Below are 21,266 nucleotides of genomic sequence, written 5' to 3' on the forward strand. Positions count from 1 at the left end.
ACGGCGGCCTGGGATGGCCGGTGCCGGCAGCGGCGCCGGCCCATTCCCCGGCAAGTATCGCGGGGGGTTCCAACAGCGCCGCGAACAGGCCACATCCACCGCCATGAATCGTCGCCTGCTGCTCCTCTCCCCCGCCCTGCTCGCCACGCCCGCGCTGGCGCAACGCGCCCCGGCACCGCCCGGCGCGGACGCCGCGGCGCTGACCGAGCGGGACCGCGCCGACCTCGCGCGGGTCGAGGCCTATCTGAACGGCCTGACGACGCTGCGCGCCCGCTTCCTGCAGATCGCGCAGAATGGCGCGGCGGCGGAGGGCACTGCCTGGATCTCGCGCCCCGGGCGGATGCGCTTCGAATACGACCCGCCAGAGCCGCTGCTGCTGGTCGCCTATGCCGGACAGTTCCTGATGTATGACCGCGAGCTGCGGGCGCCGACGACGCTGCTGATCAGCCAGACGCCGCTCGGCATCCTGCTGCGCGAGCAGGTGCGGCTGTCCGGCGATGTCACCGTCACCGGCATCGAACGCTCCGGCGGATTCCTGCGCGTGACGATGTACCGCACGCGCGAGCCGGGCGAAGGCCGCCTGACCCTGGTGTTCAACCCGGAGCCGATGGAATTGCGGCAATGGGCGATCGTCGATCCGCAGCGACGCGAGACGCGTGTCAGCCTGTTCCGCGTCGAGACCGGGATGCGCCTGCCGGCCGCGCTGTTCCAGTTCAACGATCCGCGCTTCTTCGAGCCGGGCGGCATGGGCGCGCCGCAGGGCGGAAGGAACTGACGCCGCCGACCAGATCCTGTGCAGCGCCTCGCGCCCACTGCATGGCGCGCATGCAACGCTGCACAGGCTTTGGCGAAAACGTCACGGAATGCCTTGATCCTGACACCGCATCGCGGGAGTCTGCCGTTCCATGAGACCGCTGATCGGCATCTCCTGCTGCCAGAAACCCTTCGGCATCTTCGGCACGCCGAACCACGCCGCCTCCGACAGCTACATCCGCGTTGTGCGCGGCCCGGCGCGCGGGACCCCCGTGCTGCTGCCCGCCGCCGGCGAGGACCTGTCGGGTGAACTGCTGCCGCATCTCGACGGGCTGATCCTCACCGGCAGCCGGTCGAATGTCTGGCCCGGCCATTATGACGGCCCCGCCCATGCCGACGGCACGCCCGAGGACCACCACCGCGACGCCACCACCCTGCCGCTGATCCGCGCGGCCATCGACCATGGCGTACCGCTGCTGGCCATCTGCCGCGGCATGCAGGAACTCAATGTCGCGCTGGGCGGCAGCCTCGACCAGCGCATCCAGGACCTGCCGGGGCGGATGGACCATTCGACGCCGTCGGACCAGCCCATCCCGCGCGTGCGGACGGGCAAGGCGCATGGCGTGCGGATCGAGACGGAGGGCGCGCTGGCCCGGGTGCTGACGCCTGCCTCGCGCGGTGCCGGCCGGCTTGCCGTGAATTCGCTGCACAACCAGGGCGTCCAGCGCCTCGCGCCGCGCCTGGTGGCCGAGGCCTGGGCCCCGGACGGCACGGTCGAGGCCGTGCGCGTGGACGGCGCCACCGCTTTTGCCATCGGCGTGCAGTGGCACCCGGAATACGATTGGGAGCACGACGCCGACAGCCGCGCGATCTTCCTCGCCTTCGGGCAGGCCTGCGCGGAGCACCGCGCCGCGCGAAACAATCTTGCGGCAATCGCGCAGGCGGCAGAATGACCTGTCCGGATGCGCAAGTGACGCGCATCACGCAAGACGCGGAATTTGCCTTTTGCCTTCAAGCGCGTGCGGGTCTAATGTTCATTGACCGGCACGCAATATGCCGGGGGTCGAGCTCCGGTGTCCCCTGCCGGCTCGCCCGACCATTCCGATCGGAATAAAATACGGCGCCCGGTCACCCCCCTGACCGGGCGCTCCTTTTTTGGGCCGTCCGGATCGACGTGTCGCCCGAATACTTACGGTTCGGCCATCATCTTCATGTGAGATGTTAAGTTCGGGCATGGCGGCCAGCCCGGCTTCCGGCGCGCCCCGGCCGCCTGTATAGGTTTGCCACCCCATTCTCGATCTCGGAGACGTGCCCGCATGGTGTCCTATGTCCTGCCCCCGCCGCCGGTCGCTGCGATTCCCGTTAAGGGCAGCGACGCCATGTTCCCGGTGCGCCGGATCTTCTGCGTCGGGCGCAACTATGCCGAACACGCCATCGAGATGGGTTCCGATCCGACGCGCGAGCCGCCCTTCTATTTCGCGAAGCCCGCTGACGCGGTCGTCATCAACGATGCCGACATGCCCTATCCGCCGATGAGCAAGTCGCTGCACCATGAGATGGAACTCGTCGTCGCCATCGGCGTGGGCGGCAAGAACATCGCGGTGGCCGACGCGCTGAAGCATGTGTGGGGCTATTGCTGCGGCCTGGATATGACGCGCCGCGACCTGCAGAACGAGGCGAAGAAGACCGGCCGTCCCTGGGACATGGGCAAGGGCTTCGACAAGTCGGCGCCGATGGGCGCGCTGGTGCCGGCCGCCGGGATCGATCCGTCCAAGGGCAAGATCGAGCTGAAGGTGAACGGCAAGGTCGTGCAGACCTCCGACCTGTCCAAGCTGATCTGGTCGGTGCCGGAAGTCATCGCGAACCTGTCCGAGTTGGTCGAACTGGCCCCCGGCGACCTGATCATGACCGGCACGCCGGAGGGTGTCGCGGCGGTCGTGAAGGGCGATGTGCTGGAAGGCATCGTCGAGGGCGTGGGCGGGGTGAAGACGAAGATCGTCTGATGCCCCGCAAGGCCGCCGCCGGGCGCGGCACGCTGCGCATCGCCACCTGGAACATCAACAGCGTGCGGCTGCGGCTGCCGCTGTTGAGCGACCTCGTGGCGACGCTCGAACCCGACGTGCTGTGCCTGCAGGAAACCAAGTGCCCCGACGAGCACTTCCCGCATGATGGCGTCGAGGCCCTCGGCTTCGCGCATCGCCTGGTGCGCGGGATGAAGGGCTACAACGGCGTGGCCATCCTCTCGAAGCGGCCGATCCTGCTGCGCGACGACGATCCCGACTGGTGCGGCAAGGGCGACTGCCGGCACCTCGGCGCCAGCATCGACGCGCCCGGCGGGCCAATCGAGCTGCACAATTTCTACATCCCGGCCGGCGGCGACATCCCCGACCGGGAGAAGAACCCGAAATTCGGCCACAAGCTGGATTTCGTCTCCGAGGGCACCGCCTGGTCCACCGCGCGGCCGGCGAAGCGGTCGGTGCTGGTCGGCGACCTCAACATCGCGCCGCTCGAACACGATGTGTGGTCGCACAAGCAGCTTCTCGACGTCGTCTCGCACACCCCGGTCGAGGTGGATGCGCTGACCGCCTGGCAACGTGCCGGCGGCTGGCACGACGCGTTGCGCCATTTCGTGCCGGAAGACCAGAAACTCTACACGTGGTGGTCCTATCGCGCGGCCGATTGGCGTGCGTCGGATCGCGGGCGGCGACTGGACCATGTCTGGGTCAGCCCCGACCTCGCCGGCGGATTGTCCCGCCATATCGTCTTCAAGGATGCGCGGGACTGGCCGAAGGCTTCGGACCATGTCCCCGTGATGGTGGAGCTGACGCCATGACCGGCCGCTTCGGACGACGTGCGGGGCTGCTTGCCCTGCTCGCCGGCCTGTCCGCCTGCGCCGCGCCCCAACCGCCGGCACCGGTCGTCACCGCGCCGGAGGACCCGGAGCCGGAGCGCGTCTACGCCCCCGGCCCGATCGCCTGGAGCGACCTGTCCGACGAACACAAGCGGCGCGCCCGCGCCGCCCTCGCGCGGATGGGCGACCCGGTGGACGACGACGAGACGCTGCAGGCCCGTTGGATGATCATGCCCCCGGCGCAGCAGCGCTTCCTGATCCGCCGGCCACCGCCGCCGCCCCCGGCACGCCCGGCCGCGCGCGGCCGGCAGGCGCCGGCGAGCAACAGGGCGCACCGCCCCGCCGCACGAACCACCCCGCCGCCCCGCCGGCGGCCGACCCAGCGGCAGCAATAGGGGCCGTGCCCCTCACGCCGAGGCAGCACGCCTGCGCGGCGCCCGTCAGAACGCCCGCAGGCATTCGCTGAGCGAGCCGAAATCGGCATTCATGCTCGGCGACCACGGATCGGCCGGCGGCGCACCGGCGCGGGCCGCCGCGCGCACCTCGCTCGGCGTTGCGCCGAATTCGCGGCGGAAGGTGCGGCTGAAGGTGGACGGTTCGTAGAAGCCGCAGGATTCGGCGATGGCGGCGATCGGCCGGCCATCCGCGCCGTCCGCCAGGGCCGCATGGATGGCGCGCAGCCGGTGGCGCTGGATGTAGCGGATCACCCCGCCCTCGCCTTCCAGCAGGCGATAGAGCTGGGAGCGCGACATGCCGACATCCCGGCACAACGATGCCGGCGTCAGCGTGGCCGAATGCAGCCGGCGGCGGATCGCCTGGCGCACCCGTTCCAGCCGTGTGAGGTCGAGCTGCGCCCGCACTTCCGACACGCGCGCCGCGGTCGGCGCGACGCAGGCGGCGACCATCGCCTGGATCGCGTCGCCAAGGCCGCGGCGGTCATCCAGCCGCAGCGCGGGCAGGGACCGTTCCAGCAGCCGGAGATATTCCGCCAGCATCTGGCCGAGCGCCCCTTCGATCACCTGGCCGCGCGCCTTGTCGAGCTCGGGCGCAAGTGCCGCGAAGCGGTCGCGCGGAAGGTACAGCTGCAGCCGGTCATCGGCATCCCGCTCGCTTTCGACCGGTTCACCCAGCGAAACGAGGAACGGCGCGCCGGCGGGCACAAGCAATTCGCCCTCGGGGAGGGTGATGCGCGATTCGCTGGCGCCGACCGCGATCACCCAATGGTCGGCGGGGGCGCGCCGGATGTGCCGCGCGTCGCGAAGGGAATGCAGCTTCGGCGCGCGGACGCGGCTGAGGACGGCGCCGCCGGCCGACCAGGTGACGCTCTCCGCCTCGAAGGGCTTGTCGGCCTCCTCAGTGGTCCAGCGCAGGTCGAAGACGGGATTGAACCAGGCGCGCCAGGCGTCCCGCTGCTGCCGGCCGGGCAGTGCGCTGGTCGAGAAGACATGCGGGGCATTCGGCATGCGCGGCGGACTCCTGCCCCGGCGCAGGGACCCCGGAATCCGGGGCCGGAACCGGTCGGCTCCGCAACTAACGCCAGCCCGCGCCCCGGCAGGTCAAGCGTGGATTCGGCGCGTCAGCCCTGCTGCTGCTGCTGCCGGCGCCGCCGCGCCCGGCGGAAGGCGTAGGCGAGATGCACCGCATAGCCGCCCACCGCCGCACCCACCACGACCCAGGCGAGCGGTTCCACCCAGTGCTCGACCTTGTCGTAGTGTTCCTCGAGGAAATAGCCCGCGAGCGCGAGGAAGGTCAGCCAGATGCCCGACCCCAGCGCGGTCCAAAGGTAGAATACGCCGCGCGGGATCGCGACCATGCCGGCCGGCACCGAGATCAGCGTCCGCACGCCGGGGAACATCCGCCCGATGCAGATCGCAAACGGCCCCCAGCGCTTCAGCATGTCGGTGGCGCGGTCGAGGTCTTCCTCCTCGACGGCAAACCACTTGCCGAAGCGCTGCACCAGCGGGCGGAAGCGCTCCACCCCCAGCCAGCGGCCGAGCTCGTACCAGAACAGGTTGCCCGCCAATGTCCCGGCCACGGCGAAGACGATCAGCCAGACCAGCGACATCTGGCCGCGCGCCGCGGCGAAGCCCGACGCGGCCATGATCAGCTCGGACGGAATGGGCGGGAACAGGTTCTCCAGCACCATCAGCGCGAAGACGCCCATCAGGCCGCCGGCGGCGACCATTTCCGTGACCCACGCGAACATTCAATCCACCTTGAACAAGGACATCGCGACCCAACGGCCGCGGACATAGTTCAGACCGGTGACGGTGCCGAGCTCCCGCACGGCGAGGCCACGTTCCGCCGCGTCACGCCGGAAGGCCGCTTCCTGCCTGTCATTCACGGCCACAATGCGGCCGGGCGCGCCGGCGAGGAATTCCGCCGCCGCGGCCCCGTCCCGCAGCAGGCGAATGTCGCCGCCCATGGCGAATTGCAGGGACGGCTCGTGATGCCCGACCACGCCGAAATCCCGCCCCGGCAGGCCGGGCGCGGCAGTTGCGACCTGCGCGGCCAGGCGCGGCGACAGCCACACCGCCTGCAGCCGCGGGATCACACCTTCCAGCACGCTGGCATAGACCGGCACCACCAGGATCGCGCCGGCCAGCGCCGCGCGGCCCCATTGCGCGCGGCGGCCCATGCGCAGCAGCGCCCGGGTCATGAAGATGCCGGCGGCAAGGCCGAGGATGGCGAAGGGCTCGATCCGCCCCTCCACCCGGAACACGGCGTAGCCCGCGAGCAGCGGCAATCCGATCGCCACCCCGCCCAGCGCGGCGCCGGCCAGCCAGTTGATCCAGCGCGGTGGCGCGACGCGCAGCGGGTCCATCGCCCAGCGGGCGCCCAGCAGCATCAGCGCCGGGAAGGCGGGCAGGGTGTAGTGCGGCAGCTTGGTCGCCACCGCCTCGAACAACAGCCAGGTCGGCACCGCCCAGGCCAGAAGGAAGCGCACCGGCGCCTGCATCCGGTCGTCCCAGGACCCCGGCAGGGAACGCAGCACGATCCAGGCCGACGGGAACGCCGTGATACCGAAGATCGCGGCATACATCCCCGGCGGCCCCCAATGGGCTTCCTCACCGGAGGAGACCTTGTCGAGCATGTCGCCGCCGAGCGCCTCGGTGAAGAAGCGGCCTTCGGTGGCAATGCCGATGGCGACGAACCAAGGCGCGGCGCACAACACCATCAGTGGCAGGCCCCAGCCCGCGCGCAACACGCCGAACCACGGCGCCGAGGGCTTCCACCAGGGCGACCCCGTCGGCCGGTCCATCGCCCCGAGCGTCAGCCCCGCCAGCAGCGGCACCATCGGCGCGATCGGCCCCTTCAGCAGGATGCCGACGCCGAGCACCGCCCAGAACGCCCCCGCCTGCCCTGCCGTAAAATTCTGCGGCGACAGATAGGCCCGGCCCATCAGGCCCATCGCGACGGTGATGGCCGCGAGCAGCGCGGCATCGGTCTTGGCGATGTGCGTTTCGACCAACAGCACCATGCAGGGCGCGAGCATCGCCGCGGCGATGAAGGCCGCCCGCCGCCCGACCAGCGCACGGCCCAGCAGGCACGTCGCCAGCACCGCGATCAGCGCGCCCGCCAGCGAAGGCAGCCGATACGCCCAGATCGCGCCACGCGCCGGGACGCCCACGGCTTCCAGCGCACGCACCGTCGCCGCCTGCGCCCAATGGATGCCGGCCGGCTTCTTGTTGCGCTCGACCTCGCCCAGGCGAATGCGGATATAGTCGCCAGTCTCGACCATCTGGCGGCTGGCCTGGGCGAAGCGGGATTCGTCGCGATCCCCGGCCGGGATCGTGAAGAAGCCGGGCAGCCACAACAGCAGGCACAACAGCACCAGCCATGAGGCCGGCCGTCGCGTCTCGGGCAGCCGGTCGAGGAAGGCAGCAGCGCGCATCGCGCGGGGCGTCTAGCACGCAACGTGCTGCGGTGCCATGAAGCGGGGGCGCCGCCCCCGCACCCCCGCCGTGGGGCGTACGCGCCCCCCGGACCCCGCGAGAACTTGGCACCACTTTCTGGACTTCCGACCCGCAAAGCCGCGCGCGACCTGCTCGACGCGACCCTCGAACAGCGCAAGCCGCTTGAGGACGCGCTCGAACATCTGCCGAAGCGGCTCGACCCGCGCGACCGCGCCGCGGCGCACCGCATCGCGGCCATGGTGCTGCGGCGGCTGGGCTGCATCGATGAGGTGCTGTCCCCCTTCCTGCGCCGCGACCCGCCACCGCCCGCGCGCCACGCGCTGCGCATCGGCACGGCGGAACTGCTGCTGCTCGACACCCCGGCCCATGCCGCGGTCGCCACCGCCGTCGCACTCGCGCCCAAGGCCTTCGCCGGGTTGGTCAACGCCGTGCTGCGCAAGGTCGCAACCGAAGGGGCCGCCACGCTCGAAGGGCTGGACGCGCCGCGGCTCGACACGCCGCAATGGCTATGGTCGGCCTGGCACGCGGCCTATGGCCCGGCGGTGCGCGCCATCGCCGAGGCCCATCGCGGCCCCGCCCCGCTCGACCTGACCGCCGCCCCGGGCGCAGCACCGCCCGAAGGCGCGGAGATCCTGCCCACCGGATCCTGGCGCTTCGCCGCCGGCACCCGCGTCACCGACCTGCCCGGCTTCGCCGAGGGCCGCTTCTGGGTGCAGGACGCCGCCGCCGCACTGCCCGCGCTACTGCTGAAGCCGCAGCCGGGGGAACGCATCGCCGACCTCTGCGCCGCGCCGGGCGGCAAGACGGCGCAGCTTGCCGCCGCCGGAGCCGTGGTCACGGCCGTCGAGCGCGACGCGGGCCGCGTCGCCCGGCTGGCGGAGAACCTCGCCCGGCTGCGCCTGCCGGCCGAGATCGTCCGCGCAGACGCCGCCGCCTGGACGCCGGCCGAACCCTTCGACGCCATCCTGCTCGATGCCCCCTGCACGGCGACCGGAACGATCCGCCGCCACCCCGACGTGGCCCATGCCAAGCGTCCGCGCGACGTGCCGGCGGCGGCCGAGGCTCAGGCCCGGCTGCTGGCGGCCGCTGCGCGCATGCTGAAGCCGGGCGGGCGGATCGTCTTCGCCACCTGTTCGCTGCAGCCCGAGGAAGGCGAGGCGCATCTGGCCCGCGCCGCCGCGCTGGGGCTGGCGCACGACCCCTTCGCCCCGGCCGAATTGCAGGGCCTGCCGGAGGCGATTACGCCCGGCGGCGGCCTGCGGACGCGGCCCGACCTATGGGGTGCGCGCGGCGGGATGGACGGGTTCTTCGCGGCGCGCTTCCGCCGCGCGGGGTGATGCCCGGGCGGCGCCAGCCCAGCGCCGTATCGGTCGGTAATCAGCGCGCGGTCGTATCGCCTTCCGACAGCCGGGCCGGCCGGCGGCGGGCGCCCGGCTTGGCCGCGCGGCGCGGCGCGTGGACGGGTTGGGACGGCTGCGCGACGGCGCGCAGGGGCGGCAGGGGCGGCATGTCCGGCTGGCGGAGCAGCGCGGTGCGCAGCAGCAATTCGCGACGAATGGGCATCAACTCGGGTTCCGGAGGCGATTCGCGTTCGGGAGGGTGTTCAACCCGCCAATCAGGGCAAATGAAGGTCTTCGGGGCGACCGATCCGTGACATTGCGCACAGGAAAGGGCCTTGCGGGCGCTCCCCCTACAGGGGCGGCCCGGCGGAAGGCACCGCAAACTTCGCAATCCACCCCTGCAATCCCATGCGCTCAGCCCGGCACGGCCTGGCGCCGCGCCTCGGCCTGAAGCGCGGCCATCGTCTCCCCGCGGAAGCGCATGCCGGCGACCGGCACCGGCAGACCCGCGGCGGCGAGACCCGCCATGACCCAGGTGTTGCAGGTGAAGCCGAGGCTGTAGCGCCGGGTGGAGGGCAGCAGCAGCCAAGCGCCATCCCCCGATGCCGGCGGCAGGGGCGGCGACAACTGGCCCGCGATGAAGGCCGCGATGGCCGCGAGCCCCCCGGCGGGCAAGCGCAACGAAACGGCTTCCTCCGTTCCCGGGGGCAGTGGTCCGGGCAATGCCCGCACCGCCACCACCGCCGGTCCGCCGGAGATCGCCGCCAGCGCCTCGCCCGATCCCGGCCGCGCGGCACGCATCCAGGATTCGAGGCCGAAGCCGAAGGCGAAGATCCGCGCCGACGGAGCGCCCCGCGCCAGCGGCGCAAGCGGGCCGGCCAGGATCGCCGTGGCCGGAAGGCAGAGATCCGTGTGCCAGGATTCCGCGGCGACCTGCAGCGATTCCGACGACAGCGACGCAGTGCCCCGGCCCGGATCCGGCGCGGTGCAGGCGCCCAGCACGGCGGTCGAGAGCACGGCGCGTCGTGACGGCATCGGAGCGTTTGACCACGGCGAGTCGTCCCTGGTCCAGCGGCCTGCCTACTCCGACCGGGCGCCGGTGCGGCGGACGAGGGCCGGCCAGCGCTCGGATTCGGCCCGCACCAGGGCGGCGAAGCGGTCCGGGCCATCGGCCGTCACCGCGAAACCCTGGCGCGCCAGGTCGTCGGCGACCTCCGGCAACGCCAGTATCGCGGCGAGTTCCGTGGCGAGGCGGTCGATCGCGGCCTGCGGCGTGCGGGCAGGGACGAGGATGCCCTGCCAGGTGACCACGTCGAAACCCGGCAGGGCGGACTCGGCGACGGTCGGGACGTCGGGGATGGCGGCGGACCGCACCGCCCCGGTCACCGCCAGGGCCCGCAGCCGGCCGCCGCGGACGTGCTCGATCGCGGCCGGCAGGGTGACGAACAGCGCTTCCACATGCCCCGCGATCAGGTCGATCACGGCAGGCCCGCCGCCGCGATAGGGAACGTGGACGAAGCGCAGATCCGCCTGCTGTGCGAACAGCGCGCCGGCCAGGTGGCCGATCGACCCATTCCCCTGGGAAGCGACGGTCAGCCGGCCTTCCTGTTCCTTTGCCCAGTCGATGAAGCTTGCGACATCCGTCACCGGCGAGCGCGGATTGACCACCAGCACCTGCGGCGCACGCACTGCCTCGATCACCGGGGCGAAGTCCCGCACCGGATCGAAGCCGACGCGCGGGTAAAGCGCCGGATTGATTGCCAGAGGGTCGGACCCCACCAGCAGCGTCAGCCCATCCGGCCGGGCGCGGGCGACCAGTTCGAAGGCGAGATTGCTGCCCGCGCCGGGATGGTTTTCCGCCACCACCGCCTGACCGAGCCGCGTCGTGAGATGGCGCGCCAGCACCCGGCCGAGGATATCAAGGCTGCCGCCCGGCGCGACCGGGATGACGACGCGCAGCGGTCGGTCCGGCGCCCAGACTGCGGCCTGCTGCGCAGCGGCAAGGCGCGGCAGCGACACGGCAGTGCCGAGCAAGGCGGATCGGAGGAGGAGGTCGCGGCGCGTCATGACGGGCGTTCCGGCTGATTGATGGAACACGTTTCTCTGGAAGGCCGGGAATCTTGCAAGCAAAAGATTTTCCTACTACCAACCATGATCATACAGCCAAGGACTTGCCCGTGAGCCGCCGTTTTGAGCCCGACGACACCGACCGCGCGATCCTCCGCCTGATCCAGCGCGACGCCGCCCTGTCCCTCGCCGATATCGCCAAGGAGGTCGGGCTGACCCCCACCCCCTGCTGGAAGCGCATTCGCCGAATGGAGCAGGAGGGCGTGATCACCGGCCGGGTCGTGCTGCTCGACCCCGAGAAGGTCGGCCTTGGCGTATCGGTCTTCGTCGCCATCGAGACCGGCGACCATTCGGCACCCTGGATCGAATCCTTCGCCACGACCGTCGGCAAGATGCCGGAGATCGTGGAATGCTGGCGGCTCGGCGGCGATGTGGACTACCTGCTGCGGGTCGTCGTGCCGGACATGCAGGCCTTCGACACCTTCTACCGCCGGTTGACCGCCCAGGTGCCGGCGCTGCGAAAGGTGACGTCGCGCTTCGCGATGGAACGGGTGAAATCGACCACGGCGTTGCCGCTCTGATTTTGTCCCTCAAACGGCGGGCGCCGCGCATCCGCGCGGCTTGCCTTCGCGCCCTGCACTGGTGCGTTGGGGGTCGCGGGCGGCCTGGGCGCGGTCGCGCTGTGCGTTCCCGGCCCGAGGCGCAGCCTCGGGCCGATTGGGGGGCCGCGTGATGCATGCCACAGCCTGTATGCAAGGCACCGCGCACGAGGCTTTGACGGCGCGAACCGACTCGACCTGAGTTGTCCCGCTGGAACGCTCGCGGCTACAAGGGAATCGTGCCTGTGCCACTGATCGCCCCCTCCCTGCTCGCCGCCGACTTCGCCCGCCTGGGCGAGGAGGTCGAGGCCATCGCCGCCGCCGGCGCGGATTGGCTGCACCTCGACATCATGGATGGGCATTTCGTGCCCAACATCTCCTTCGGTCCGGTGCTGGTGAAGGCGCTGCGCAAGCGCAGCACGATGCCCTTCGACGTGCATCTGATGATCGCCCCGGCCGACCCCTACCTCGCCGCCTTCGCCGAGGCCGGCGCCGACCTGATCAGCCTGCACCCCGAAGCGGGGCCGCATCTGCACCGCTCGCTGCAGACCATCCGGGCACTCGGCAAGAAGGCGGGCGTGGTGCTGAACCCGGCGACGCCGGTCGATGCCGTGGTGCATGTGCTCGACCTGACCGACCTGATCCTGGTCATGTCCGTCAATCCAGGCTTCGGGGGGCAATCCTTCATCGAGAGCCAATTGTCGAAGATCGCCACGCTGCGGCAGATGATCGACGCCTCGGGCCGGTCCATCCACCTGCAGGTCGATGGCGGGGTGACAGCGAAGACCGCGCCGGCCTGCATCGCGGCCGGCGCCGATTGCCTGGTCGCTGGAACCGCCGTGTTCGGCCAACCCGACTACGCCGCGGCCATCGCCGCGATCCGCGGGGCGCCGGCATGATCGGCATCCTGCGCGGGGCCCGCCAGAAGCTCGCGCGGCTGAAGCCTGTCCGCGTACCGGACGCACCGGCGCGGGCCTTCCGCGACCTTTGGCCCGGTGACCCCGCGCGCGGCGCCCGCCTGCTGCGCGGCGAGTTCGAGACGCTCGGCACCTCCCGCATGCTGCGCCCCGGCCTGCCGGGCACCGAAGGCTGGGACACCGCATCGGGCACCGCGCCTTGGCGCGCAGCGGCGCATGGCTTCGCCTGGATGCGCGATCTGCGGGCGCTCGGCACTGATGCCGCCCGGTTGCATGCCAGGGCGCTGACCGACGACTGGCTGGCGCGCGGGGCCGACGAGGCCGTCGCAGATGCGCCCGAAGTCGTCGGCGCCCGGCTGTCCGCCTGGCTCGGCCACTGGGATTTCTTCGCCGCGACCTCCGAGGATGCCTTCCGCCGCGCGGTGATGACGCGCATGGCCCAGGATGCCCGCGACCTGTCCGCCGCCCTGCCGGCCGAGGCCGAGCACCGCGGCGCGCTGGCCGCGCTGAAGGGCGCGATGGCCGCGGCGATCGCCTTGCAGGAGGACGCCTACCTCCAGCGCGCCGCCCGCTTCCTGCCCGCCGAGATCGAGCGCCAGTTCCATCCCGATGGCGGACATGTCGAACGCTCCCCCTCCATGCAGCTGGTCGCGCTGCAGGACCTGATCGAGATCCGCAACCTGCTGCACGGCGCGGGCATGGAACCGCCGCCGCACCTCGCCGCGGTGCTGGATCGCGCCGCGCCGGCACTGCGGCTGTTCCGCCATGGCGATGGCGGGCTCGCGCTGTTCAACGGCACGCGGGATGAAGGCTCGGCGCTGCTCGACCTGGTGCTGACGCAGGGGCAGGCCCGCGGACGGGCGCCGCTCGATCTGCCGGAGACCGGCTTCCAGCGCCTCCAGGCGGGGCGCACGCTGATCATCGCCGATACCGGCGCGCCGCCTACCGCGCGTGCCACCACCGGTGGCGATGGCGGGCTGCCGGCGGGCGCCGATCGCTTCGCCCATGCCGGGACGCTGGCCTTCGAAATGTCAGTCGGCCGCGACCGCCTGATCGTGAATTGCGGCGCCGCGCCGGCCGCCGAGGAAGCCTGGCGTGACGCGCTGCGCGCCACCGCAGCGCATTCGACGCTGGTGCTGTCCGACACCAATTCGTCGGAACTGCGCCATGAAGGCCTCGGCCGCCGGCCCGAACAGGTCGAGACCGCGCGCCATGAATCCGCCGGCGCGCAATGGCTGGAGGCGAGCCATGACGGCTGGCGCCGCGCCTTCGGAGCGGTGCATCGCCGGCGCCTCTACCTCGCCGAATCCGGTGACGATCTGCGTGGCGAGGACATGGTCGAGATCCCCGGCGACGTCGCCGTGCCGGCCTTCTCGCTGCGCTTCCACCTGCATCCCGGCGTCGTCGCATCGCTGCTGCAGGACGAAAGTGCCGCGCTGCTGCGCCTGCCATCCGGCATCGGCTGGAAGATCCGCGCCAAGGGCGCGCGCGTCGCGCTGGAGGACAGTGTGTATCTCGGCGGCGAGCCGCGCCGGTCCTCCCAGGTCGTGCTGGTGGCGGAGGAGGGCGAGACCTCCGTGCAATGGGCGATCACCCGCGTGTCGATGCCCGCACCCGGCACCGTCACGGCCGTGGAGTAGCGGGCCAGGCCCGCGCTGATGAACCGCAAGGCCCTGGCCTGGGCGTCCTTCGACTGGGCGAACAGTGCCTTCCCGACAGTGGTCTCGACCTTCGTCATCGCGGCCTATTTCACCCAAGGCGTGGCACCGGACGCCGCGACCGGCCAGGCGCAATGGGGCTGGATGCAGACGACCGCCGCATTGTGCGTCGCCCTGCTGTCGCCGCTGCTTGGTGCCATCGCCGATCTCGGCGGGCATCGCCGCGCGCTGCTCGCGGCCTGCACGCTGGTCACGGCGGTCTTCACCGCCCTGGTGTGGTTCGCTGCACCCGATCCGTCCTGGACAGTCTGGCTGCTGGTCTGCGTCGGCATCGCGACCATCGGCTTCGAGCTCGGCACCGTCTTCTACAATTCCATGCTGCCGGAGGTCGCACCCCCCGCGCAGATCGGGCGTGTTTCGGGCCTCGCCTGGGGGCTGGGCTATGCGGGCGGGCTCGCCTGCCTTGGCGTGGCGCTGGTGCTGCTGGTGCAGCCCAATCCCTCGCTGTTCGGCCTGGATCGCGCGACGTCCGAGCATGTGCGCGCCACCGCGCTGCTTGTCGGCGCCTGGACGCTGCTGTTCGGCTGGCCGGTTCTGCTGATGGTGCCCGATCCGCCAAACCAAAGGCTGCCCATGGGTCAGGCCGTCACGACCTGCGTCGCCGAGACACGTGGGCTGCTGCGCGGCCTGCCGAAGCGACCGGACATGCTGCGCTTCCTGATCGCGCGGCTGTTCTACACGGATGGGCTGAACACGCTGTTCGCCTTCGGCGCCATCTTCGCCGCCGGCGTCCACGGCATGGATTTCGAGGAGATCCTGCTCTTCGGCATCGCGCTGAACGTCACGGCGGGCCTTGGCGCCGCGGGCTTCGGGCTGATCGAGGATCGGCTGGGCTCGAAGCCCACCGCGATGGTCGCGCTGGTCGCGATGATCCTGCTGGGCGCGGCCTTGCTGCTGACCGACAGCAAGGCCGTGTTCTGGGGCATGGCGATGGCGCTTGGCATCTTCATGGGGCCGGCGCAGGCGGCGTCGCGCACGCTGATGGCGCGCATGGCCCCGGAAGGCGAGATCGCCACGCATTTCGGGCTGTTCGCGCTGTCGGGGCGGATCACGGGATTCTGCGGGCCCGCGGTGCTGGCGATGGTGACGCATGCCACTGGCAGCCAGCGCGCGGGGATGGCGACGGTGCTGGTGTTCCTGGCGATCGGCGCGGCGATCCTGGCCACGGTGCGGCCGGTGCGGGGGTAGGCCGTCGGTTCAGCGATCCGGCTGCCCCGCCCCAAAGGCCCCGCCATCCGTCGGGCGCAGCGCCTCGAACAATTCGGTCACGGTCGCGTAGTCGCGATAGCCGCAACGCGCGACCGGCTGCGCCGCCGCCGTGTCGAAGCGACCATGGCGGATGAAGGCGTCGTCGATATGCACGCCCACCACCTGGCCGATGATGATCCACCCATCGACCGCCCGCCCATCCACGTCGTGGAACTGCGTCGAATGCACGACACGGCATTCGAGCGCGGCGGGAGATGCGGCGACGCGCGGCGCCTTCACGACGCGCGACGGCGCTACCTCCAGCCCCGCCGCGACGAATTCGTCCTCCCCCGCGGCGAGCGCGCCGGAGGAGATGTTCATCGCCTCGAACAGCGGGCGCGTGCAGAGGTTGAACACGAACTCCCCGCTCGCGATCGCATTGGCCGCGCTGTGCTTCATCGACTCGCTGGTGAACATCAGCATCGGCGGGCGCGAATGCACCGCGTTGAAGAAGGAATAGGGCGCGAGGTTCGCCCGCCCCTGCGCATCGAGCGTCGAGATCCAGCCGATCGGCCGTGGCGCGATGATCGCCTTGAAGGGATCATGCGGTAGGCCGTGGCCGTTGCGCGGTTCGTAGAACATCGCTCAGGCGCGTCGTGCGATGGCGCCGTAGAGGCGCGGCCCGGCCAGCGCCAGGACCGCCAGCGCCAGGATCAACGCGCTGCCCGGCCGCGTGACGAAGGTGGTCCAATCGCCCTGGCTGATCGTCAGCGCCTGCCGCAACGCCTGTTCGGCCATCGGTCCAAGGATCATGCCGATGACCACGGGTGCGACCGGGAAGTCGAAGCGCCGCATGAACATCGCCACCACGCCCAGCGCATAGAGAATCACCAGGTCGATGACGCTGTTCGAGATGCCGTAGGTGCCGATGGTGGCGAAGACGAGGATGCCGCCATAGAGCTGCGGCACCGGGATCTTGAGGATGCGCACCCACAGCCCGACCAGCGGCAGGTTCAGCACCACCAGCATGACGTTGGCGATGAACAGCGATGCGATCAGCGTCCAGACCAGCTCCGCCTGCTGCGTGAACAGCAGCGGCCCGGGATTGATGCCGTAGGACTGGAAAGCGGAGAGCATGATCGCCGCCGTCGCGCTGGTCGGCAGGCCAAGGGTGAGCATCGGCACCAGGATGCCCGCCGCCGCCGCGTTGTTCGCGGCCTCCGGCCCGGCGACGCCCTCGATGGCGCCGGTGGTGCCGAATTCGTGCTGGTATTGGGGCTTCGCCAGCCGGCGTTCGGCGTAATAGGACAGCATGGTCGGCATCTCCGTGCCGCCGGCCGGCAGCACGCCGAAGGGGAAGCCGAGCCCGGCGCCGCGCATCCAGGGCCAGAAGGACCGTTTCAAATCCTCCTTCGACAGCATCAGCCGCCCGACCTCGAGCACCTCGATCTTTCCTTCGTGGTGGCGCCAGGCCATGTGCAGCGCCTCGCCCACCGCGAACAGCGCGACGGCGACCAGCACGACGTTTACGCCGTCGAGCAGTTCCGGCACGCCGAAGGTCAGGCGCGGCTGCCCGGTCTGCAGATCGACGCCCACCAGCCCCAGCATCAGCCCGAAGGCGAGCGAGGTCAGCCCGCGCAGCGCCGAGGCTCCTAGCACCGCTGACACGGTGACGAAGCACAGCACCATCAGAGCGAAATATTCCGCCGGCCCCAGCACCAGCGCCCATTCCACGATGATCGGACCGAGGAAGGCGATGCCGAGCGTGCCGACGGTGCCGGCGACGAAGGACCCGACCGCCGAGGTCGCCAGCGCCGGTCCCGCGCGCCCGTTGCGCGCCATCTTCGCCCCTTCGAGCGCGGTGATGATCGACCCGCTCTCGCCCGGTGTGTTCAGCAGGATCGAGGTGGTCGAACCGCCGTACATCGCGCCATAGAAGACGCCGCAGAACAGGATGAAGGCGCCGGTCGCGCTGACCTGGAAGGTGATCGGCAGCAGCAGCGCGATGGTCAGCGCCGGCCCGATCCCGGGCAGCACGCCGACGGCCGTCCCAAGGAAGCACCCGAGCAACGCCCAACCGAGATTCACAAGCGAGAAGGCATTGCCGAAACCAAGCGCGAGGCCGGAGAAGGAATCCATGGATCAGGCCTGCGTGTGAGGTGACGTGGGATGGCGGGGAAGGGCAGACCGAAGGGGCTTTGCCCCTCCGGGCCACCCCACCAAAGGCCCAAGGGCCTTTGGAAACCTCTTATTGGTGCTGCCCATGGGAGAGCGGCGCCAAAAACCGGCATTCCAAAGGCCACTGGCCTTTGGCGGGGTGGCCCGGAGGGGCGGCGCCCCTCCAACGATCCCCATACGCCTCACAGCACCGCCTCGCCCCGCAGCACCGGCACGCAGTGCCCGCCGACGCGTGCGCGGATGCCTTCGGGCATGCGGCGCGCGCGGGCCAGCAGCAGGCTGGGCCGGCCCATTTCCACACCCTGCGCGATGTCCCACGCCCCCTCCGTCCCGCCATCGAGATGCAGCAGGAAGCCAGCGAGTGGCGTCGCCGCGCTGCCGGTCGCCGAATCCTCCCAGGTGCCGGTCAGCGGCGAGAACATGCGCGCGCGCACCGCCGCGCCGTCGCGGCAATAGAGGTAGAGCGAGAGGAAGCCGCGCGTCTGTTCGGGATGCGCCTCGACCGCGCGGCGGAAGGCGCCGAGATCGGGCGTGGCGGCGGTCAGGCCCTCGGGCGTCACCTCCGTCAGCAGCCGGTGGTTGCCGCCATCGGCGGCGAGCGTCGGGGCATGCCGCGTCGTCAGCACCGCCGCTTCCGGTATCCCTGCGCAGGCTGCCGCAGTCGCGACCGACAGCTCCGCACCGATACGCAGCGGTTGCGGCGCGGCGACCTCAGCCCCCAGCACCCGGCCGGCGTCGTCGCGCAGCAGCGTCACTTCCACCAAGCCGGCAGGTTCCTCGAAACGGTAGGCGCGGGGGCTTTCCTCATCCTCCCGCGCCAGCACGAAGGCGGTGCCGACATTGGGATGGCCGGCGAAGCTCATCTCCGCGACGCGGTTGAAGATGCGCACCCGCGCGCTGTGCTGCGGATTGTCGGGCGGCAGGACGAAGGTCGTCTCGCTGAGATTGAACTCGGCGGCGAGGGCCTGCATCTCCGCGTCCGAAAGCCCGCGGGCGTCCGGAAACACGGCGAGCTGATTGCCGCCGAAACGCCGGTCCGTGAAGACATCGACCGTGACGAAGCGGAGGGCGCGCATTTTACTTTGTCCTCAGGCGCCGGGCGCCGCACGTCCGTGCGGCTTGGCTTTCGCGCCCTGCACTGGCGCACTGGGTGCGAATGACGGTCCGGGCGCGGCCGCGCTTTGCGTTCCCGGCCCGATGCCGAGCATCGGGCCGAATGGAGACCTGCGTCATGGAACGTCTTGCCCCAGCGCCCGCAGGATGGCGCCTTCCAGCACGCCAGCGCCGATGTTCACGCCCAGCGCCTCGACGAACAGGAAGAAGGCACCGAGCGAGACGATCAGCGCGATGACCGCATCGCGCAACGGCGCGCGGCTGCCAAAGGCGCGCGCGGTGCAGACGAACTGCACCGCCGCGCCGATCGAAAAGCCCAGCGGTTCGATCAGCACAAGGTTCAGCAGCATCCCGCCGCCGAGCCAGGCCAGCGAGACAAGGTTGGGCGGCCCGGCCTCGGCCACCTCGGGCAGGTCGGCGCTCCATCCGCCGCGCAGGGCGCTGCCGGTCAGCAGCAGCCCAAGCACGACCAGCGCCGTGGCGATCACCGCCGGCACCAGCTTCGGCCCGACCACCGCATAGACGGGGGTCAGCGGGATGATCCAGGTCAGCCAGGCGGTCAGCAGCCCGAGCGCTGTGACCACGAGGCCGACCGCGAGGTCGGGAAGCGCACCGGGCTTCATCGCAGCGCGGCCCCGCCCCTCAGGCGAGGCCGAGGTCTTTCAGCACGCTCTCGGTCTCGGCACGGTCCCGCTCGAGGAAGGTGTCGAAGGCCGCGCCGGTGAGGAAGGCGTCTTCCCAGCCACGATCGGCGAGAATGCGCCGCCAGGCTTCGGTCGCGTGGATGGCGGTCATCAGGTCCACCAGCGCCTGCCGCTGCGTCGGGTTGATGCCCGGGGCGCCGAACACGCCGCGCCAATTGGTCGCGACGACGTCGAGGCCGCTTTCCTTCAGCGTCGGCACCGCGGGATCGAGCCGGCGCTCACCGGTGGTGGCCAGGGCGCGCACGCGACCGGCCTTGATCTGCTCGGAAAATTCCGACCAGCCGGAGATGCCGGCGGCGACCTGGCCGCCAAGGATCGCCGCCTGCGCCGGCCCGCCGCCGGGGAAGGCGACAAAGGAGGCCTCGCGCGGCTGGCGGCCAAGCTTCTGCAGCATCAGGCCGAGGATGATGTGGTCGGTCCCGCCGGCGCTGCCGCCGGCCACGGACACCGAACGCGGATTGGCCTTCAGCGCATCGGCGAGCTGGCCGATGTTCTGGTAGGGGCTGGCCGCCGGCACGATGATCACGCCCGCTTCCTCGGTCATACGGGCGACCGCGACCGTGTTCTGCAGTGACACCGGCGTCTTGTTGGTCAGCGTGGCGCCGACCATCACCGACCCGCCCACCATCAACGCCTCGGGCCGGCCGCGGCGCTGCTGCAGGAAGCGCGGCAAGCCCACCGTGCCGCCGGCGCCGCCGACATTCTCGAACTGGAAGGTGCCGACCAGGCCTTCCTGCCGGGCCGCCTGCTCGATGGCACGGCCGAGGCCGTCCCAGCCGCCACCCGGGCCGGCGGGAACGAACATGAAGATGCTGGCGAAGCGCTGCTGCGCGAAGGCCGGGCGCGACAGGGCGCCCGTCGCGGCGGTGGCGGCGAGAAGGCTGCGGCGATGGATCATGGTGTGCGGTCCGGTGATTTCCTCGTGAGGGAGAATGCGACGGCCGGGGGCGCGGCGCAAACGCGAAGCACGCCCCCTTGCGCGCGCGGCGACGTCATGCACGAATGCGACGCATTCGCACTATGAGCCAGCCCATGCCGCCCCCGTGACCCCGTCCCGCCTGCAACGCCGGCTGCTGCTGCTGACCGCATCGACCGCTGCGGCGGCCGCCTTGCCGCTGGCAGGCTGCGAACAGGGCAGCCAGCGCGCCGCCCCGACCACGACGCCGGGTGCGTCGCCGCGCCCGGCACGCGCCCCGGACCCCTTCGACAGCGACACCTCTCCCAGGCGCTGAAGCCCGGCACGAAAGGACCGACACCAACCCGGCGACCGCGCCGACCGAACCTTCCCGACAGACCCGAACCGCTCCCGAAAGCGCCGCTGATCGCGCGGCTACCGCGCGGTGCCGCCTTGCGCCCGATGCGCATTGCCCCGACGCGGCATGCTGCGGAAGAATGGCATCCGAGGGGTTGGGGAGGATGCTGTCTTGGATGGTGATGGGGATCAGCCGCGGTTGCGGCGCCGGCTGTTGGTGATCAAGGCGACGGTGATCGGCGCGGCCGCACCGGCCTTGGCGGGCTGCGTCGTCGCACCGCCAGTCTATGCGCCGCAGCCCTATCAGACCGGGCTGACCGATGCGGACCCGAATGACGGGCCAGGCCAGGGCCGTGGCGGCAATCGCGTGCGCACCGGCTACACCGACGCCGATCCGGCGGATGGGCCGGGCCAGGGCCGCGGCGGCTACAGTCCGGCGCGCCGGCGCACCGGTTTCAGCGATGCCGATCCCAGCGACGGGCCTGGCTATGGCCGTGGCGGCGGCCGGCGCGGCACCGGCTACACGGACGCCGATCCGAATGACGGCCCCGGCCAGGGCCGAGGCGGCATGCGCCGCCAGGTCTCCGACAGCGATCCACGCGACGCGCCCGGCCGCGGCCGCGGCTGGTAGTGCGCTGGCGCACACCGCCGCCCTTCACCTTGCTTGCC

The 21,266-nt window shown here is 71.2% G+C and carries 23 protein-coding genes; 12 read left to right on the forward strand and 11 right to left on the reverse strand.

Annotated elements, in window-relative coordinates; all coding sequences use genetic code 11:
- The first annotated feature begins 103 nt into the window (after positions 1-103).
- The 5 genes from AC2YHJ_RS14635 to AC2YHJ_RS14655 all read left to right on the forward strand — a co-directional run bounded on the left by AC2YHJ_RS14635 (position 104) and on the right by AC2YHJ_RS14655 (position 3,999).
- Positions 104-775 (forward strand): LolA family protein, encoded by a 672-nt coding sequence (locus AC2YHJ_RS14635; RefSeq protein WP_487396812.1) that lies wholly within the window; start codon positions 104-106, stop codon positions 773-775.
- Between the two features lie 130 nt (positions 776-905).
- Positions 906-1,706: a gamma-glutamyl-gamma-aminobutyrate hydrolase family protein gene (locus AC2YHJ_RS14640; RefSeq protein ID WP_487396813.1), complete on the forward strand. Its 801-nt coding sequence runs from the start codon at positions 906-908 to the stop codon at positions 1,704-1,706.
- A gap of 363 nt (positions 1,707-2,069) precedes the next feature.
- Complete coding sequence (locus AC2YHJ_RS14645; protein WP_487396814.1) at positions 2,070-2,756, forward strand: fumarylacetoacetate hydrolase family protein; 687 nt, start codon at positions 2,070-2,072, stop codon at positions 2,754-2,756.
- On the forward strand, positions 2,756-3,586 hold the full coding sequence (locus tag AC2YHJ_RS14650) for an exodeoxyribonuclease III (RefSeq protein ID WP_487396815.1): 831 nt from the start codon (positions 2,756-2,758) through the stop codon (positions 3,584-3,586). Before AC2YHJ_RS14645 ends, AC2YHJ_RS14650 begins: the two co-directional genes overlap by 1 nt.
- Positions 3,583-3,999, forward strand: a complete 417-nt coding sequence (locus AC2YHJ_RS14655) for a hypothetical protein (protein ID WP_487396816.1) — start codon at positions 3,583-3,585, stop codon at positions 3,997-3,999. Before AC2YHJ_RS14650 ends, AC2YHJ_RS14655 begins: the two co-directional genes overlap by 4 nt.
- A 45-nt stretch (positions 4,000-4,044) precedes the next feature.
- Here AC2YHJ_RS14655 and AC2YHJ_RS14660 read toward each other — a convergent pair whose 3' ends face one another.
- The 3 genes from AC2YHJ_RS14660 to AC2YHJ_RS14670 form a co-directional block, all read right to left on the reverse strand.
- A complete protein-coding gene (locus tag AC2YHJ_RS14660) occupies positions 4,045-5,067 on the reverse strand; it encodes a helix-turn-helix domain-containing protein (RefSeq protein WP_487396817.1) in 1,023 nt (340 codons plus the stop codon).
- A gap of 113 nt (positions 5,068-5,180) precedes the next feature.
- A complete protein-coding gene (locus AC2YHJ_RS14665; RefSeq protein WP_487396818.1) occupies positions 5,181-5,810 on the reverse strand; it encodes a DedA family protein in 630 nt (209 codons plus the stop codon).
- A complete protein-coding gene (locus tag AC2YHJ_RS14670; RefSeq protein WP_487396819.1) occupies positions 5,811-7,499 on the reverse strand; it encodes an ArnT family glycosyltransferase in 1,689 nt (562 codons plus the stop codon). It abuts the gene before it with no gap.
- A gap of 105 nt (positions 7,500-7,604) precedes the next feature.
- Between AC2YHJ_RS14670 and AC2YHJ_RS14675 the strand changes: the two genes are divergently transcribed.
- Positions 7,605-8,858 (forward strand): RsmB/NOP family class I SAM-dependent RNA methyltransferase, encoded by a 1,254-nt coding sequence (locus AC2YHJ_RS14675; RefSeq protein WP_487396820.1) that lies wholly within the window; start codon positions 7,605-7,607, stop codon positions 8,856-8,858.
- 40 nt (positions 8,859-8,898) lie between these two features.
- Here AC2YHJ_RS14675 and AC2YHJ_RS14680 read toward each other — a convergent pair whose 3' ends face one another.
- The 3 genes from AC2YHJ_RS14680 to AC2YHJ_RS14690 form a co-directional block, all read right to left on the reverse strand.
- A complete protein-coding gene (locus AC2YHJ_RS14680; RefSeq protein ID WP_487396821.1) occupies positions 8,899-9,084 on the reverse strand; it encodes a hypothetical protein in 186 nt (61 codons plus the stop codon).
- Positions 9,085-9,275: 191 nt separating this feature from the next.
- Positions 9,276-9,896 (reverse strand): DUF2459 domain-containing protein, encoded by a 621-nt coding sequence (locus AC2YHJ_RS14685; protein ID WP_487396822.1) that lies wholly within the window; start codon positions 9,894-9,896, stop codon positions 9,276-9,278.
- 45 nt (positions 9,897-9,941) lie between these two features.
- Positions 9,942-10,928, reverse strand: a complete 987-nt coding sequence (locus AC2YHJ_RS14690; protein ID WP_487396823.1) for a Bug family tripartite tricarboxylate transporter substrate binding protein — start codon at positions 10,926-10,928, stop codon at positions 9,942-9,944.
- Positions 10,929-11,038: 110 nt separating this feature from the next.
- Here AC2YHJ_RS14690 and AC2YHJ_RS14695 point away from each other — a divergent pair, with 110 nt between their 5' ends.
- From AC2YHJ_RS14695 to AC2YHJ_RS14710, 4 genes are all read left to right on the forward strand, one after another.
- Positions 11,039-11,509 carry an Lrp/AsnC family transcriptional regulator gene (locus tag AC2YHJ_RS14695; RefSeq protein WP_487396824.1) on the forward strand — a complete coding sequence of 157 codons (471 nt, stop codon included), beginning with the start codon at positions 11,039-11,041 and terminating at the stop codon, positions 11,507-11,509.
- Between the two features lie 257 nt (positions 11,510-11,766).
- A complete protein-coding gene (gene rpe, locus AC2YHJ_RS14700) occupies positions 11,767-12,426 on the forward strand; it encodes a ribulose-phosphate 3-epimerase (protein ID WP_487396825.1) in 660 nt (219 codons plus the stop codon).
- The gene (locus AC2YHJ_RS14705) at positions 12,423-14,084 is read left to right on the forward strand and encodes a heparinase II/III family protein (protein ID WP_487396826.1); all 1,662 of its coding nucleotides are present in this window, start codon (positions 12,423-12,425) and stop codon (positions 14,082-14,084) included. Before rpe ends, AC2YHJ_RS14705 begins: the two co-directional genes overlap by 4 nt.
- Before the next feature lie 18 nt (positions 14,085-14,102).
- Positions 14,103-15,350 carry an MFS transporter gene (locus tag AC2YHJ_RS14710; protein ID WP_487396827.1) on the forward strand — a complete coding sequence of 416 codons (1,248 nt, stop codon included), beginning with the start codon at positions 14,103-14,105 and terminating at the stop codon, positions 15,348-15,350.
- A 9-nt stretch (positions 15,351-15,359) separates the two neighbouring features.
- On the opposite strand, the gene AC2YHJ_RS14715 is transcribed toward AC2YHJ_RS14710, so the two are convergent.
- From AC2YHJ_RS14715 to AC2YHJ_RS14735, 5 genes are all read right to left on the reverse strand, one after another.
- Positions 15,360-15,992 (reverse strand): flavin reductase family protein, encoded by a 633-nt coding sequence (locus tag AC2YHJ_RS14715; RefSeq protein WP_487396828.1) that lies wholly within the window; start codon positions 15,990-15,992, stop codon positions 15,360-15,362.
- A gap of 3 nt (positions 15,993-15,995) precedes the next feature.
- Positions 15,996-17,489, reverse strand: a complete 1,494-nt coding sequence (locus tag AC2YHJ_RS14720; protein WP_487396829.1) for a tripartite tricarboxylate transporter permease — start codon at positions 17,487-17,489, stop codon at positions 15,996-15,998.
- A 221-nt stretch (positions 17,490-17,710) separates the two neighbouring features.
- Positions 17,711-18,604: a PhzF family phenazine biosynthesis protein gene (locus AC2YHJ_RS14725; protein ID WP_487396830.1), complete on the reverse strand. Its 894-nt coding sequence runs from the start codon at positions 18,602-18,604 to the stop codon at positions 17,711-17,713.
- 153 nt (positions 18,605-18,757) lie between these two features.
- On the reverse strand, positions 18,758-19,264 hold the full coding sequence (locus tag AC2YHJ_RS14730; protein WP_487396831.1) for a tripartite tricarboxylate transporter TctB family protein: 507 nt from the start codon (positions 19,262-19,264) through the stop codon (positions 18,758-18,760).
- Positions 19,265-19,283: 19 nt separating this feature from the next.
- Positions 19,284-20,243, reverse strand: coding sequence for a Bug family tripartite tricarboxylate transporter substrate binding protein (locus tag AC2YHJ_RS14735; RefSeq protein ID WP_487396832.1), 960 nt, complete (start codon positions 20,241-20,243; stop codon positions 19,284-19,286).
- Between the two features lie 145 nt (positions 20,244-20,388).
- On the opposite strand from AC2YHJ_RS14735, the gene AC2YHJ_RS14740 reads away from it, so the two are divergent.
- Together AC2YHJ_RS14740 and AC2YHJ_RS14745 are read left to right on the forward strand one after the other, a co-directional pair.
- Complete coding sequence (locus AC2YHJ_RS14740) at positions 20,389-20,577, forward strand: hypothetical protein (RefSeq protein WP_487396833.1); 189 nt, start codon at positions 20,389-20,391, stop codon at positions 20,575-20,577.
- Positions 20,578-20,769: 192 nt separating this feature from the next.
- Positions 20,770-21,228 carry a hypothetical protein gene (locus AC2YHJ_RS14745; RefSeq protein ID WP_487396834.1) on the forward strand — a complete coding sequence of 153 codons (459 nt, stop codon included), beginning with the start codon at positions 20,770-20,772 and terminating at the stop codon, positions 21,226-21,228.
- Positions 21,229-21,266 lie beyond the last annotated feature (38 nt).

This window comes from Roseomonas sp. SRI_022, from assembly GCF_057586215.1.